17 protein-coding genes are annotated in these 15,302 nt (G+C 62.7%); 10 read left to right on the top strand and 7 right to left on the bottom strand.

The annotated features are described in order from the left end of the window. Window positions 1-30 precede the first annotated feature (30 nt). The 10 genes from ccoN to ABDZ98_RS11405 are packed head-to-tail and all read left to right on the top strand — an operon-like array spanning window position 31 to window position 9,273. Complete coding sequence (gene ccoN / locus ABDZ98_RS11450) at window positions 31-1,680, top strand: cytochrome-c oxidase, cbb3-type subunit I (protein ID WP_343807926.1); 1,650 nt, start codon at window positions 31-33, stop codon at window positions 1,678-1,680. 13 nt (window positions 1,681-1,693) lie between these two features. Then, window positions 1,694-2,458 carry a cytochrome-c oxidase, cbb3-type subunit II gene (gene ccoO / locus ABDZ98_RS11445; protein ID WP_343807923.1) on the top strand — a complete coding sequence of 255 codons (765 nt, stop codon included), beginning with the start codon at window positions 1,694-1,696 and terminating at the stop codon, window positions 2,456-2,458. Beyond that, on the top strand, window positions 2,455-2,628 hold the full coding sequence (locus ABDZ98_RS11440) for a cbb3-type cytochrome c oxidase subunit 3 (protein ID WP_343807920.1): 174 nt from the start codon (window positions 2,455-2,457) through the stop codon (window positions 2,626-2,628). The genes ccoO and ABDZ98_RS11440 overlap by 4 nt, the downstream gene beginning before the upstream one ends. Then, the gene (gene ccoP, locus ABDZ98_RS11435) at window positions 2,618-3,544 is read left to right on the top strand and encodes a cytochrome-c oxidase, cbb3-type subunit III (protein ID WP_343807917.1); all 927 of its coding nucleotides are present in this window, start codon (window positions 2,618-2,620) and stop codon (window positions 3,542-3,544) included. Before ABDZ98_RS11440 ends, ccoP begins: the two co-directional genes overlap by 11 nt. Continuing rightward, the gene (ccoG, locus tag ABDZ98_RS11430; RefSeq protein WP_343807914.1) at window positions 3,531-4,985 is read left to right on the top strand and encodes a cytochrome c oxidase accessory protein CcoG; all 1,455 of its coding nucleotides are present in this window, start codon (window positions 3,531-3,533) and stop codon (window positions 4,983-4,985) included. The genes ccoP and ccoG overlap by 14 nt, the downstream gene beginning before the upstream one ends. Beyond that, window positions 4,985-5,431: a FixH family protein gene (locus ABDZ98_RS11425; protein WP_343807911.1), complete on the top strand. Its 447-nt coding sequence runs from the start codon at window positions 4,985-4,987 to the stop codon at window positions 5,429-5,431. Before ccoG ends, ABDZ98_RS11425 begins: the two co-directional genes overlap by 1 nt. Further along, a complete protein-coding gene (locus ABDZ98_RS11420; protein ID WP_343807908.1) occupies window positions 5,428-7,545 on the top strand; it encodes a heavy metal translocating P-type ATPase in 2,118 nt (705 codons plus the stop codon). The genes ABDZ98_RS11425 and ABDZ98_RS11420 overlap by 4 nt, the downstream gene beginning before the upstream one ends. After that, entirely contained in the window at window positions 7,542-7,697 is a 156-nt protein-coding gene (gene ccoS / locus ABDZ98_RS11415; RefSeq protein ID WP_343807905.1) for a cbb3-type cytochrome oxidase assembly protein CcoS, read from the top strand. Before ABDZ98_RS11420 ends, ccoS begins: the two co-directional genes overlap by 4 nt. Continuing rightward, entirely contained in the window at window positions 7,694-7,924 is a 231-nt protein-coding gene (locus ABDZ98_RS11410; protein ID WP_343807902.1) for a hypothetical protein, read from the top strand. Before ccoS ends, ABDZ98_RS11410 begins: the two co-directional genes overlap by 4 nt. Window positions 7,925-7,956: 32 nt before the next feature. After that, entirely contained in the window at window positions 7,957-9,273 is a 1,317-nt protein-coding gene (locus ABDZ98_RS11405; RefSeq protein WP_343807899.1) for a radical SAM protein, read from the top strand. An 83-nt stretch (window positions 9,274-9,356) separates the two neighbouring features. Here the strand turns inward: ABDZ98_RS11405 and ABDZ98_RS11400 are convergent, their stop codons facing one another. The 7 genes from ABDZ98_RS11400 to ABDZ98_RS11370 form a co-directional block, all read right to left on the bottom strand. Further along, window positions 9,357-10,814, bottom strand: a complete 1,458-nt coding sequence (locus ABDZ98_RS11400) for a lignostilbene-alpha,beta-dioxygenase (RefSeq protein ID WP_343807897.1) — start codon at window positions 10,812-10,814, stop codon at window positions 9,357-9,359. A gap of 39 nt (window positions 10,815-10,853) precedes the next feature. Then, complete coding sequence (locus ABDZ98_RS11395; RefSeq protein ID WP_343807894.1) at window positions 10,854-11,708, bottom strand: class III extradiol dioxygenase family protein; 855 nt, start codon at window positions 11,706-11,708, stop codon at window positions 10,854-10,856. Further along, a complete protein-coding gene (locus ABDZ98_RS11390; RefSeq protein ID WP_343807891.1) occupies window positions 11,705-12,109 on the bottom strand; it encodes a protocatechuate 4,5-dioxygenase subunit alpha in 405 nt (134 codons plus the stop codon). The genes ABDZ98_RS11395 and ABDZ98_RS11390 overlap by 4 nt, the downstream gene beginning before the upstream one ends. Window positions 12,110-12,175: 66 nt before the next feature. Next, a complete protein-coding gene (locus tag ABDZ98_RS11385; RefSeq protein ID WP_343807888.1) occupies window positions 12,176-13,231 on the bottom strand; it encodes a ketopantoate reductase family protein in 1,056 nt (351 codons plus the stop codon). Window position 13,232: 1 nt separating this feature from the next. Next, a complete protein-coding gene (locus tag ABDZ98_RS11380; protein WP_343807885.1) occupies window positions 13,233-13,385 on the bottom strand; it encodes a hypothetical protein in 153 nt (50 codons plus the stop codon). Next, entirely contained in the window at window positions 13,360-14,457 is a 1,098-nt protein-coding gene (locus ABDZ98_RS11375; RefSeq protein ID WP_343807882.1) for an MBOAT family O-acyltransferase, read from the bottom strand. The genes ABDZ98_RS11380 and ABDZ98_RS11375 overlap by 26 nt, the downstream gene beginning before the upstream one ends. After that, window positions 14,454-15,293, bottom strand: a complete 840-nt coding sequence (locus tag ABDZ98_RS11370) for a hypothetical protein (protein WP_343807879.1) — start codon at window positions 15,291-15,293, stop codon at window positions 14,454-14,456. The genes ABDZ98_RS11375 and ABDZ98_RS11370 overlap by 4 nt, the downstream gene beginning before the upstream one ends. Between the last annotated feature and the right edge of the window lie 9 nt (window positions 15,294-15,302).

The raw sequence follows: 15,302 nt of genomic DNA, 5'->3' as shown, positions 1-15,302 counted from the left end.
TCACGCCTGGTCCGTCAGGGGAAATGGTCAATGGAATCTCTAACTACACGTGTCGGCATGTGGTTCATGCTGCTGATACTCGCTATTGTGCTTGTGGCTCTGGCCCACGATGCGGCCTTTGCCGCGCAGATGACGATCGTCGCGGTCGCTGCCGGGGTGGGGCTCTGGTGGACGCTTTTCAGCGCCAAGGTGGATGTGGCGGGAAGCTGGCTTCGTCCGGTTGCCGATCCTTCACATTATGATGATGATCCGGTTCGCTGGGGGGTCATCGCCACGCTGTTCTGGGGCATAGCGGGCTTTTGTGCCGGGCTGTTCCTGGCGTTGCAGCTGGCCTATCCCGATCTCAACTTCGAACCCTATCTCAATTTTGGCCGCGTGCGCCCGCTGCACACAAGCGCGGTGATCTTTGCGTTTGGCGGTAATGCGCTGATCGCGACGAGCTTCTATGTCGTCCAGCGCACCTGCCGCACGCGGCTGGCCTTTCCCGGCCTCGCACGGTTCGTGTTCTGGGGATACCAGCTGTTCATCGTTCTGGCGGCGAGCGGCTATCTGCTCGGGATCACCCAGTCGAAGGAATATGCCGAGCCTGAATGGTATGTCGACTGGTGGCTGACTATAGTCTGGGTGGCCTATCTGATCGTGTTTGTCGCCACGATCATGAAGCGCAAGGAGCCGCATATCTATGTGGCCAACTGGTTCTATCTCGCCTTCATCCTGACTGTTGCGATGCTGCATATCGTCAATAACCTGGATGTTCCGGTCAGCTTGCTGGGATCGCACAGCTATCCCGTGTTCGGCGGCGTGCAGGGCGCACTGGTGCAATGGTGGTATGGCCACAACGCGGTGGGCTTCTTCCTTACCGCCGGCTTCCTGGCGATGATGTATTACTTCGTGCCCAAGCAGGCAGAGCGGCCGATCTTTTCCTACCGCCTGTCGATCATCCACTTCTGGAGCCTGATCTTCCTGTATATCTGGGCGGGACCGCACCACCTGCACTATACCGCCCTGCCGGATTGGGCGCAGACGTTGGGCATGGTCTTCTCGATCATGCTGTGGATGCCCAGCTGGGGCGGCATGATCAACGGCCTGATGACGCTGAACGGCGCATGGGACAAGATCCGCACCGATCCGATCATCCGCATGATGGTGTGGGCGCTGGCCTTCTACGGCATGAGCACGTTCGAAGGGCCGATGATGTCGATCAAGTGGGTCAACTCCATGTCGCATTATACCGACTGGACCATTGGCCACGTTCATTCCGGCGCGCTGGGCTGGAACGGCATGATCACCTTCTCGGCGCTGTATTACCTGGCGCCGCGCCTGTGGGGACGTGAGCGGCTCTATTCGCTGCGCATGGTCAACTGGCACTTCTGGTGCGCCACGCTGGGGATCGTGTTCTACGCCGCCAGCATGTGGATCGCCGGCGGTATGCAGGGCTTCATGTGGCGCGAATATGGGGCTGACGGCTATCTGGTGAACAGCTTTGCCGAAACCGTCACGGCCATGCATCCGATGTTTGTGGCCCGCGCGGTCGGCGGCATGCTCTATCTTGCAGGCGCGGTGATCATGGTGATCAATATCTGGAACACCATTGCCGGCCGGATACGCGACGAAAAGCCCCTTCATTCCGCATCTTACAATCCCGCTGCCGATCGCCCGCTCACCGCGGCCACGGCCTGATAGGAGACGACCAATGACTGAACTGGCCGTCGAAGAAAAAGTAACGGGTCACAAGCGGCTCGAACGCAATGTCACGCTGCTGGGTGCATTTGCCCTGGTGACCGTGGCGATTGGCGGGATCGTGGAAATCGCCCCGCTGTTCTGGATCGACAACACCATCGAGCAGGTGGACGGGATGCGTCCCTACACTCCGCTGGAGCAGGCCGGGCGCAACATCTATGTGCGCGAGGGGTGCTATACCTGCCACAGCCAGATGATCCGGCCGTTCCGCGACGAGGTGGAACGTTATGGCCATTATTCGCTGGCCGCAGAGAGCATGTATGACCACCCCTTCCAGTGGGGTTCCAAGCGCACCGGACCCGATCTGGCGCGCGTGGGCGGACGGTATTCCGATGCCTGGCATGTGCAGCATCTGATCAATCCGCAAAGCGTGGTGCCGGTAAGTGTGATGCCGCAATATGGCTTTCTGGCAGAGGCAAAACTGGACCCCACCGATGCAGCGGGCCACCTCGAAGCTCTCAGGTTCGTGGGCGTTCCCTATACCGATATCGATATCGAGCAGGCCCGCAATGACTTGCTGGGGCAGGCAGATCCCGATGCCGACATTGGCGATCTGCAGACCCGCTATCCCGGCGCGCAGCACCGCGATTTCGATGGCGATCCGCAGCGTGTGACGGAAATGGACGCACTGGTTGCCTACCTTCAGGTGCTGGGCACGATGGTGGATGTAAACGCTGCCGCCGCGCAGGAAGTTCTGGCCGGGGAAACCGGGCGATGAGCGATCATTCAACCTATGAATTCCTGCGCCAGCTGGCCGATAGCTGGGGCCTGCTGGCCATGGCCGTGCTGTGGATTGGACTGGCGCTGTGGCCGTTCAGGCCGGGTGCGAAAAACCGCAATCAGGATGCGGCCAACATGATTTTCAAGGACGATCACGATGGGCAATAAGCGGATCGATGAACCCACCGGCATCGAGACTGTCGGCCATGAATGGGACGGTATCGAGGAGCTCAACAATCCGCTGCCCCGCTGGTGGCTGTGGACCTTCTACGCCACCATCATCTGGGCTGTGGGCTATGTCATCCTTTACCCCGCATTGCCGCTGCTGGAAAAGGGCACCGAGGGCGTGCTGGGCTGGACCAGCCGCGGACAGCTGGCGCAGGAAATGAGTGCGGAGGAGGCACGCCGTGCCCCCATCATGCAGGCCATTGCCGCCACTCCGCTGGAACTGCTCCCGCAAAACACCGATCTGATGGACCAGGCCGTGGCTGGTGGGGCAGCGGCGTTCCGCGTGCACTGTGTGCAATGCCACGGCGCCAATGCGGCCGGGTCCGAGGGCTTTCCCAACCTGACCGATGATGAATGGCTGTGGGGCGGCGATCTGCCTTCGATCGAACACACCTTGCTCCACGGCATTCGCCATCCCGGTGATGCCCAGACGCGCACCAGCATGATGCCGGCTTTCGGGCGAGATGGCCTGCTGGGCGCGAACGAGATATCCGCCGTGACGGCGCATGTCCTCTCGCTCACCGGCAAGGGCGCTGCCAATCCCGCCGGAGCGGAGCTTTTCGCCAATAATTGTGCGGTCTGTCACGGTCCGGATGGCGGCGGGTTGCGGGCGTTCGGCACGCCCAGCCTGAACGATGCCGTCTGGCTTTACGGCAGCAGTGCGGACCAGATTCGCGCGCAGATCTTTGCGCCGCGCCATGGTGTGATGCCCGCGTGGGGAGAACGGCTCGATCCTGCCACCATCCGCATGCTGGCGGCCTATGTCCACTCGCTGGGCGGCGGTGAGGACTTTGCGGTGGTTGCCCCGGTTCCGGCGGCAGACGCAGTGGTGGCTCCGGTCGATGAACAAAACTGATCCGCTGATCCATCATAGCCCGCTTGGCGATTACCAGGCGCGAAAATCCGTCCATCCGCGGCGTATTGATGGCCCGTTCCGGCGGTTCAAATGGCTGATCATGGCAGTCACGCTGCTGATCTATTACGCAACGCCGTGGATCCGCTGGGACCGTGGTCCCTATGCGCCCGATCAGGCCGTGCTGCTCGATCTGGCCAATCGCCGCTTCTACATGTTCGATATCGAGATCTGGCCGCAGGAATTCTATTTCGTGGCCGGAATGCTGATCATGGCCGGGATCGGGCTGTTCCTGGTGACCAGCGCCGTTGGCCGCGCATGGTGCGGCTATTCCTGCCCGCAGACGGTGTGGACCGATCTGTTCCAGCATGTGGACCGCTTCGTCGATGGTGATCGCAATGCCCGCATGCGGCTGGAAGCTGCGCCCTGGACCTGGGGCAAGGTGGGCCGCCGACTGTTCAAATGGACGATCTATCTGATCATCGCCTTCTGGACCGGCGGTGCGTGGATCATGTATTTTGCCGATGCGCCCACGCTGGTGCGCGAATTCTGGGCGGGCGAGGCGGCGCCGGTTGCCTATATCACCGTCGCTATCTTGACCGTGACCACCTTTGTCTTTGGCGGCTTCATGCGCGAACAGGTGTGCATCTACATGTGCCCCTGGCCGCGCATCCAGAGCGCGATGATGGACGAACAGTCGCTGCTGGTAACTTACAAGGACTGGCGCGGAGAACCGCGTGGCAGCCTGAAAAAGGCGCAGAAAAACCCCGGCGAAGTTGGTGACTGCATAGATTGCAACCAGTGCGTTGCGGTGTGTCCCACCGGATGGGATATCCGCAAGGGACCGGACATTTCCTGCATCACCTGCGGCCTGTGCATCGATGCCTGCGACCGGGCGATGAAGGATGTGGGGCGTCCGCGCGGACTGATCGATTACATCACGCTGGAAGATGCCACGCGAGAGGAAGCGGGCGGAGAGCCGCGCCCGGCCTACAAGGCGCTGATGAACCCGCGGACCATCGTGTACTTCATCGTCTGGTCGGGTATCGGCATCGGCCTGTTGTTCGCCCTTGGCACGCGCAGCCATACCACGATCAGCGCGGCCCCGGATCGCAATCCCGCCTTCACGATGATGCGTGATGGCAGCGTGCGTAACAATTATACGATCAAGCTGCGCAACATGCAGGCCCGCCCGCGTACCATGCGCATTGCCATAGACGGGCTTCCCGGTGCCACCATGTGGACCGAGGACATGAGCACGGACAATGCCGCGCGGCAGATTGACGTGCCGGTTTCCGCCGATGTCACGCGCAGCCTGCGTCTGTATGTCATCGCCCCGCCAGATCTGGCGGCGCAGGATTTCAACTTCACCGTGACCGCTCTTGATGAAGAGGCCGAGAGCGATACTGTGGAAACGCACTTCACCACACCGGGAGACAGCTGATGGATCGACCGTTCACAGGGTGGCACATGCTGGGCATGATGGTGGCGTTTTTCGGCGTGGTGATCGCGGTCAATTTCACCATGGCAGCCGTCGCCCGTTCCAGCTTTGGCGGCGTGGTGGTGGAAAATTCCTATGTCGCCAGCCAGGAATTCAACGGCTGGCTGGATCAGGCGGAAAGCCAGGCCGCGCTGGGCTGGGATGTCTCGGTCGGTTGGCAGGATGGCTCGGCCGTCACGCTGGATGTGACCGGCGCACCCGATCCGCTGGTGATCAGCGCCAACGCACGCCATCCGCTGGGCCGCCTTCCGGACCGGGAGATGGTGTTCGATCGCGTTGCGCCGGGCCACTATCGCTCTCGCACGGAACTGCCTGCCGGACGCTGGACCTTGCGCCTGCAATTGTCTTCAGGTGACAGCCAGTGGCGCCATGAAGAACAGTTGCAGTGAGCGCATCGGAACGTCTCTCCCCTGAACTTGAGACCAGCGTTTTTGCTGTACCGACGGCCCATTGCGCAGGCTGCATGAGCAAGATCGAGCGTGGATTATGCGCCTTGCCGCAGGTGACAGGCGCGCGCGTCAACCTGACCTCGCGCATGGTCACCGTTACCCATGATCCGGCGCTGGACGATCAGGCGCTGGTGGAGGAACTGGCCAGGCTCGGCTTTGAATCGAAGCGGCGGCCCAAGCAGGTGGGCAAGCCGTTCTCGGCCGTAAAGCCGCTGCTCGGCCCGCTCGCCGTGGCGGCATTTGCGGGCATGAACATCATGCTGCTTTCGGTCAGCGTGTGGTCGGGCGCGGAAGGATCGACGCGCGATCTGTTCCACTGGCTGTCGGCGCTGATCGCACTGCCTGCGGTGGCCTATGCCGGGCGGCCCTTCTTCAAGTCTGCGTGGAGCGCCGTGAAGCACGGCACCACCAACATGGATGTGCCGATCTCGCTCGGCGTGATTATCGCCTGCGGGCTCAGCCTGTATGAAGTGGTGACAGGCGGCGAGCATGCGTGGTTCGATGGCGCGCTGATGCTGCTGGCCTTCCTGCTGGCGGGCCGTGTGCTCGATGCGATGATGCGCGACCGGGCGCGCGGGGCGATTGATGCCATGCTGGGCCAGGCAGCGCCCGGCGCTCTGGTGCTGGGCGAGGGCGGAGCGCTGGCATGGACGGCGTCCGAAGCGCTGGAGCCGGGCATGGTGATGCGCGTTGCCGTGGGTGAGCGGCTGGCCGCCGACGGTGAAATCGTGGCCGGATCAAGCAGCTTTGACCAATCTCTTCTGACCGGCGAAACCACGCCGGTCGCCCGCATTCAGGGAGAGGAGGTGCTGGCCGGCACGCTCAACCTGCACGCGCCGGTGGATGTGCGGGTAAGCCACGCAGGGCACGATACCACGCTGGCGGAGATCGCCCGGCTGATGGAAGCCAGCACGCAGAACCGCAGCCGCTATGTGCGCATCGCAGACCGCGCCGCGCGGCTCTATGCACCGGCGGTCCATTCGCTCGCCGCATTGGCGGTGATTGGCTGGCTGATTGCCGGAGCCTCGCTGTATCAGGCGCTGGTGATCGGCGTGGCCGTGCTGATCATCACCTGCCCTTGCGCGCTGGGTCTGGCCGTGCCGGTGGCGCAGGTTGTGGCCAGTGGATCGCTGCTGCGCGCCGGGATCATGGTCAAGGATGGCTCTGCGCTGGAACGCATGGCCAGCGTGAACCGCGCGCTGTTCGACAAGACCGGAACGCTGACATTGGGCAGGCCGACGCCGGACAGGCCCGCACTTGATGCGATGACGCCCGAAGATGCGCGGATCGCGCTGGCGCTGGCGTCCAACAGCCGTCACCCGCTCTCGCGCGCGCTGGCCGAAGCGCTGATGGCGCGCGGGGTAACGCCCGCCGCTCTGGACGATGTGACGGAGGTTGCGGGCACCGGCATGGCGGGAACCTGGCAGGGCAGGAAGGCTCAGCTGCGCCGCCCCGAAGGGTCGACAAGCACGGCTGTGGCGCTGGTGATTGAGGGACGGCCAGTCCGGCTGATCCCCTTTGCTGACCAGCTGCGCGATCATGCCCGCCTGGCCATTGAGGAACTCGGCAGGCTGGGCATTTCCAGCTCTATCATTTCCGGCGACAATGCCGATGCGGTGGCCGTGGCCGCGCGCCAGACAGGGCTGACCGGGCAGGCCGGGGCTTCCCCTGCGGCCAAACAGGAAACCATTGAACGCCTGCAGAAGGCGGGACAACAGGTGCTGATGGTGGGCGATGGTCTGAATGACGGCCCCGCACTGGCCGCCGCCAATGCCTCCATCGCACCTGGCAGTGCCAGCGATGTGGGGATGCAGGCGGCAGACATGGTATTCGTGCAGGAATCGCTGCTCGCCATTCCGCGCGCGGTGCGGGCATCGCGGGCCACCATGCGCGTGGTGAAGCAGAATTTCGCACTCGCCATTGCCTATAATGTGCTGGCCGTGCCGCTGGCGCTGGCCGGGATGGTCACGCCGCTGGTGGCCGCCATTGCCATGTCCGCCAGCTCGCTGATCGTGGTCGCCAATTCGCTGCGGCTGGTCAGGGCGGCGCGATGAACGGTGTGCTGATCCTGCTGCCGATTGCCCTTTTTCTGGGCCTGATCGGTCTGGCCGCCTTTTTCTGGGCCATGCGCAATGGCCAGCTGGATGATCCCGATGGTGCGGCATCGCGCATTCTGATGGACGATGACGAGGATGCCCCGCTGTGAGCCTGACCGCTTTGCTCGCCGCATTGGCCATGCTGCCCGCCATGCTGGGTCCGCTGCCGCTGGAACAGGGCAGCGAATTCATCGCCCTGGCGCTGTGCGGGGGCGGAAGCGTGAACGTTGCGCGCGATCGCGGCGCATCACCGCTTCCCGGTGCGGCGACCACGCCGTGCTGCGCAAAAGGGTGCCGGGGCAGCTCCAAACGCAGGCAAATTGATCCACGGCAATGAACCGGCGCAGGTGCCGGGCGATATAGGCTCGCATGTGGCCTTATCATCCCAAGCTCCTGGAAACGCCCGTACCGCGGTACACCAGTTTTCCCACCGCAGCCGAGTTTGCGCCTGACATTTCGCAGCGCCGCCATGGTGATGCGATCAGCACGGCAACGGGCGATATCTCACTGTATGTGCACATCCCCTTCTGCGAGAAGATCTGCTGGTATTGCGGATGCAACACCGCCGCCGCCAATCGCGCGCAAAGGCTGACCAGCTACCTCGATGCCCTGCATCAGGAGATCAAGATGGTCGGCGCCATGCTGCCAGCCGGGGCGCGCGTGCGGCGCATTGCTTTTGGCGGGGGCAGCCCCAATGCCATTTCACCGGTTGATTTCGTGCGCCTTTACGATGCGCTGGTGCTGGCGTTCCCGCTGCACGATCCGCTGCTGTCGATAGAGCTGGACCCGCGCACGCTCACCAGCGGCTGGGGACCTGTGCTCACCGCCGTGGGCGCCAGCCATGCCAGCCTTGGCGTGCAGACATTTGCCCCTCATCTGCAGGAAAAGATTGGCCGCGTGCAGCCAGAAGCGATGATCGAGAAATCGGTCAGCCTGCTGCGCGAAGCAGGCATCACCTCGCTCAACTTCGATCTGATGTACGGGCTTCCGGGCCAGAGCGAGGAAGACCTTGCGCAGACGCTGGAGCGGGCCACGCACTATGGCGCGGACCGGATTGCGCTGTTCGGCTATGCCCACGTGCCGCACATGCTGCCGCGCCAGCGGCGGATTGATGCAACCGATCTGCCGGGCCCCGAGGCGCGCTTTGCGATGGCCCGCAGCGGATATAGCCAGCTGGTTGAGGCCGGATATTCGCCCGTCGGCTTCGATCATTTCGCTCTGCCCGGTGATCCGCTGGCGCGTGCGATGGAAGCGGGCGATCTGCGCCGCAATTTCCAGGGCTTCACCGATGATCAGGCCGATGTGCTGATTGGCCTTGGCGCGTCGGCAATCTCCTCCTTCCCGGACCTGTTGGTCCAGAATGAAAAGAATGCGGGACGTTATCGCATGCTGCTTTCGCAGGCGCAGCTGCCCACTGCGCTTGGCAAGGAGCGCAGCGTGGATGACCGGCGCCGCGGCGCGATTGTGGAGGAACTGCTGTGCCGTGGCCGCGCCCGGATCGCGGCGGATATCCTTGCAGATTCGCTCGACCGGCTGCGGCCTTATCTGGAACCGGCACTGGCCCGGCTGGAAGGCGGCAACATGCTGGTGATCGCCAGCCATGCGCTGCCATACACACGCAGCATTGCCGCTGCGATTGACCCTTACCGGGGACAATCCCCGCGCCGCTTCAGCTCCGCAGTCTGAACGTTATTGCTCACACAAAAACAGGGGTGGTTCGCTAGCTGCGAACCACCCCTTAGTTGTTGGGTCGGGATGGAACTGGCGCGCTATGCCGCCAGCATGTCCGCCGCAGCCCAGTTGCCGTGAAGCCCCTGGCGCAAGCGAATGGGGAGTTTGGCGCGCGCAACCGGACCCTTGGCCACATCGCACGCATCAAAAATGCACAGGTCGGAGTAGTTGTGGACATGATCGTCCACCAGCGCGACCAGCCAGCCATCGCCCTCTGCCGCATCGGCATTGCGGGGGATGAAGCAGGGTTCCTGGATCGATCCGTCAGGCCCGCACCACCAGCTTTGTTCCTGCCCGGTCTCGAGATCGAAATGGGTCAGCGTATTGATCACGCCGGCAAAGGGTCCGGGCGGGCCGTTATAGGGCTTTTCCAGTGAATAGGTGATCATCCAGCCGTGGCGGTATGGCTTGCCGGCCATCCGGTCATCAATGCGCGGAAATTCGCCCGGGGCATCGCCCAGCCGGGTGATGCTCTCCACCTCGTCGCTGTTGGAGGAAAGGTCCACGGTGATGCGCGAAAGCTCTGTCATCGCCAGCGCGGGATCGAACGGCGCGCCGTCCTTGTCCGGGAAGAAGGGCAGGCTGCCGATCTTCGAAACCGGCGTGTCGAGATGGATTTTCGACCCTTCCTTGAAGGCATTCATCACGTGGCAGCTGCACGATCCCGGCTCATGCTTGAACCAGCGCATGTCGCTGCCGTCGCTGTCCCGGCGCATCACGCCGATGTAGGAGGGCAGAGCGCGGTCGTAATAGAAATGCGGCCGGTCCTGCTCCAGCACGCTCATGTCGGAGCTGTAGGGTGACACCGGGATGACGATGTAGTCATTCGCGATGCAGAAATCGTGGAGCATGGTGTAATAGGGCACTTCGAATTCGGCACGGGCCACCACATGGCCATCCCGGTCGATCTCGAAATAGGTGACGTCGCGGCTCAGATCGCCTTTGGAGGCATAGCTGATGTTGCACAGATTGCCCGTTGCAGCGTCAATCTTGGGATGGGCACCGAATGTGCGCAGCGGCAGCTCGCCGGAAAAATCCGTGTAGCCGTCGGTTTCCAGCGACAGCTTGTCCATCACCAGGCAGGGGCTGTCTTCCTTCATCGCCAGCAGCTTGTCATTGAACACCAGAACATTGGTGTTGGCAGTGCCCCGATATGCGCCCTTCACAGATGGATCATCGGTCAACGGATTGCGGTAGGAGCCGAACAGCGCGTGTCCGGCTTCATTCTCCAGCTTCCACTTGTCGGTCTTGGCATAGCGCTGCCTGAAGCTGATCTTTCCGTCATGCACGCGGAACATGGTGACCATGCCATCGCCGTTGAAGAACTGGTCGCCCGCCTTGCGCGGGGCGAACTGGGGATCGGGATGGACGCGGTAAAAGGCGCCGTCCATTTCGGCGGGCACATCGCCCTCTATTTCCAGATCGCCAATGTCGCCTTCCAGGCGGACCAGGCGCAGCACGTCCTGATAAATCCCATCCTGCGGAAAATGCACCATGTCAGACTTCCCTTTTCCCTGTCTTGTGTGCCCTGTTGTTCAGGCGCGCACTGTCTCGCTGTTTTCCAGCAGCACGGTGGCTGCGGCTGTGTTGGAGATCGGCACGTGATAATTGCTGGCCAGTTCGCGCACCGATCCGAGCAGAGCGCCGCGCGCGGCAATCCAGTTGAGGATTTCCACGCCCTGGCTGCCCGCCAGTTCGACAATATCCAGCGTGTCATGCTGCAACAGCGCCTCGGGATCGGGGGCAAGGTTGCGCAGGCAGAACTTGTCGTAATCGCTGTTGATATGGCCCGCGCGCTCGCCTTCCAGCTGGTGCGACAGGCCGCCGGTGCCGAATATCACCACCTTCTCATCGCCGCCCCATGACCGGATCGCCCGGCCCACGGCGCGGCCCAGGTCAAAGCAGCGCTTGGGGCTGGGCAGGGGGTGCTGCACGGTGTTGATGGCGATCGGCACCAGAGTGACCGGAAAGGCATCCTTGCCCGGCCAGCACAGTTCGAACGGCACGGCCACGGCGTGATCCACCAGCATGGACTGGCAGGTCACCGGATCAAATTCGCTGGCCACCACCTGTTCGATGATGTGCCAGGAAAGGTCCGGCTGGCCGGGATAGGGACGCTCAAACGCGATGCCCCAGCCTTCATCCTCATGCCGGTATTCGGGCGCGGCGCCGATGGCGAAAGTGGGCATCTTGTCGAGGAAGAAGTTGAGCCCGTGATCGTTGTAGAAGACCACCGCCACATCGGGCTTTTCGCGTTCCAGCCACGCATGCACGGGGATGAACCCGTCAAAGAACGGCTTCCAGTAGGGGTCCTGCTGAAGGCCCTTGGCAATGGCGTTGCCGATGCCGGGAACATGGCTGGTGAAGATGCCGCCGCAGATATCGCTCATGATGACATCCCCGTATCGGCCACGTGGCTCTCGGTCATTGCATGGGCCATCAGCCCGGCCTTGAAATCTTCCAGTTCCATGCCGGTCTGCAAGGCACCCAGCTGCTGGACATTGAGGCCGAGAATCCCGGCCAGCTTGGCCAGGTAATAGACGTTGCCGCCTGCCTCCAGCATGCCCAGCACATTGCGCTGGCGCACGGCATTACGCTGCGCTTCGCTGAGCGAGAAGCGGTCCATATAGGCCTCCTCATCGGCGGCGAAGGCCTTGCGGTTTTCGGCGTTGTTGAAGGAATAGCACATGGCATTGAGCGGATAGCCGCCCTGCGCTGCATCACCATCGAACACGATGGTTCCGGGAATGGTGCGCTTGCCTTCGGCGACAAGTCTGGAAAAGGGTGGCATCGGCCATCTCCGTCTGAACGTTGATGGCTGTGTGGCGCGCGTGCGGGCCGTAGTCGTTGCGCTGGGTCAAATCTGCTGGCGGTTGGCCGCAAGCCTCTCCTCAATCAGGTCGACAATCGGCTCCACGCCAGAGCTGTCCAGCCCGGCCTGACGCATCAATTGCAGCACCAGCAGGTCTATCCGCTCGATCTGCGTTGCGCCGCCTTCCAGCGCCCGCGCAGCGGAGGATGGACGCACCAGATGCTGCGCGGCGCTGGCATAGGCGCTGAAGGGTACCAGTATCGCTTCAGGGGCGCCAAGGGCGATGACAAGCTGCGAGACCGCGTCATAGATCTGCTCGGTCCGGACGCGGTCGGTCAGCACGGCATCGGCAATCGACCGCATGCCGCCGGGCATCACGCAGCGGCAGTTGCCGGCGATCAGCATGGGCCATTTGGCCAGCGGAATGAAGGCAGAGGAATGCGCCAGCAGGCGCACTGGCGGGGCCTTCATCCGGCCATCGACCATCACCTTCACCCGCGACATGTCGCGCGCCAGACGCAGAAGCAGTTGTTGGTCCTCATCGCGGGCAAAGGGTGCTGCCTTGAAGTTGGAGGCGAGGGTGACGCTCAGCTCTCCCGGGCGCGATGGGTCCATCCGCAGCGCTTGGGGGTCGGGGCTGGAATTGCTCATGCAAGACGGGTCAAATCCCGACCATGCGTCTGCGCTGGAATACACGCCTTCCAGCGCCGCGCCGCCAATTCCCAGCTGCGCCAGAAAAGGCGGCGGGGGCAGGTTCATGATGGAGAGGCAGGGTTTGCCAGCTGCCGCGATGCGACGGATCAGATCAGCCACGTTGGGGGCGGCGCATTGCGGTTCCTGCATCGCCAGTATCACCATGTCCGCCAGCGAGGGATCGGCCTGTTCGGGCGTGGTGAAAGCAGCATTGCCGGTACGCATTTCGATCATCTCGCCCGACCGGCGATCGCCGATGTGCAGCACCAGATCTTCAGCGGCCATCTGCGCGATTTCCTGCGCGCGGCCGACGAAGGTCACGACGTGTCCCGCCATTGCCAGCTTGATCCCCGGCAACAGGCCGTAGGACGCGCCGAGCACCAGTATGTTGAGCGGTGCTGGGTCCATGTCAGGAATGGAAATCGATATAGATGATGGAACTCTCCACCCGCTGTTCGAACAGCAGGATCGCTACCATCATGGCAAAATAGGCCAGGCACAGCGCTGGCCAGACCAGAGGTGCGGGGAGCAGGGCTTCAAAATGGCGATAAAGCGGCGTCATCGGCAATTCCCAACAGTAGAGTGATGACCGGGCGGGCGAGCGATAGCCAGCCCAGTATTCCCAGCGATATGATCAGGCGCAGCAAGGGCACAGGCAGGCGATCCAGCGGCAGGAATCTGCCCGCAAATCGCGATCCGATAATGCCCAGCGCCTGCCAGAAGGACCACAGCACGTAATAGACCGACAGTTCGTGCCACAGGCCGATCACCAGCATGGCCGCGATCACGCCGGCTATCGGGCTGCGGGTGAGGGCCATGACCGGGCGATAGGCATAGTCGCGGCTCCAGTCTGTCAGGCTGATGTGCCAGCGGGTCCAGAAATCCAGCAGGCTGGTGGCACGCCAAGGCTGGCGGAAGTTCTCTTCCAGCTTCATGCCCATCATCAGGCTGGTGCCAAGTGCGATGGAGGTAAGCCCGGCAAAAACGAAATACAGCTGCATCCAGCTGACGGCGGAAAGCAGCCATGATGTGGTGAACTGTTCGGGCGCCAGCAGGCGATGCGTCAAGTTCAGCTGCACCTCGCCCCAGACCACCCCGCCGATGAAATAGGCCATGAATGCGCCGATCAGGCACCGCTCCAGCCCGCTGAACAGATCGCCTGCATCAAAACGGCGGCGCTGTGCCTGCCGCTCAAAATTCTGGTAACGATGAATGGGGCCCACCAGCATCACGGGCAGAAAGAACTGGTAGCGCACAAGATTGCGCAGCGATGGCGGATCGAGCTTGCCCGTCCACCAGTCGCCCAGAACATGCAGCTGGCGCAGGGTGAAGAAGCTGACCCCGATCCACACCAGTCCGTGTTCAAATTCGCTGAAAACGAACCCCACCAGCAGCAGCACAACGGTCATGCCGGCGAACAGGCCCTTGTTTTGCGCAGCATTGCCAAGCCGCATCGCAGCATGGACTAGCATCGTGGAGGCCAGCAGCCAGGCCACCGTTGCGGGCGAAAAGGCGGCAATCGCCAGCGCGGTGAACAGCGCCACCGCATCCAGCGCCCATGCACGCGGAACCACCCATGACAAGGGCACGGCCAGCAGGCACAGCGCAAGCAGCTGGACAACCGACGCGCTCATGATGCGCTCATACCGGTATCGGCCCACCACTGGCGCAAGGCTGCCACCAGCTTGGCCCTGCCGCTGGCGCCCAGATGGGCACGGTCGACGAAATCATCATTGCTCCATTCGATATCGGGATCGAACAAGGGCAGCTGCAACCGCCTTGCGTAATAGGCGCTGCGGTTGCTGATTTCGGCATTCTGGCCCAATTCCAGATAGGCCTGCGCCATGGGTGAACGGGGCGGCTGGTACAGAATGATCCGCGTTTCCTGTTCTGTAGCCCTGCGCACCAGATCCTGCATACGCTGGCTCGGCTCGCGCTCTAGGAAGATGACCGGATAGACCTGCTCCAGCGGCTCCTGCACGGTGAAGGGTTCGTCCAGCCCGATCGGAAATTCCGTGCCCCGCTTCAACCTCATGGCGTAATTGCTGGGCCGCCCCAGCAGGCCGCGATACCAGTCCCTGAAGTTGTTGCGAAGGCGGCGAATACCCAGAAGCGATTCGCAAAGCAGGTCGTTGCATAATTGACGATCCTGCTGATTGCGCAGCACAAAAATGAACGGGCGCACTTCCAGCAGGATCGTCTGCACTTTGCCATCCAGCGCCTGTTCGACCAGGTCCTCGATCTCTTCGGGCAGCGGATCGCTCAATCCCACGCGCACATGGCTGCGCCCGTCGGCCAGCAGTGCAACCTTGCCGTCATCGCTGGCGGGGATGCCGTACATTGTCAGCGAGCCGCCGATTACGGCGATGTCTGCGCCGGAAAAATCGAACGGTGCACGCGGCGCAGGCTTGTTCGCCCAGCCAGCCATCAGCGCCAGCATCACCGCGCAGGCGAGCCAGCACAGTACCATGCGCCACGT

It is taken from the genome of Alteraurantiacibacter aestuarii, from assembly GCF_039523595.1.
Lineage (GTDB): Bacteria > Pseudomonadota > Alphaproteobacteria > Sphingomonadales > Sphingomonadaceae > Alteraurantiacibacter > Alteraurantiacibacter aestuarii.
Note: the sequence above shows the minus strand (reverse complement) of the source record. Positions and strands in the feature narration are given on the sequence as shown.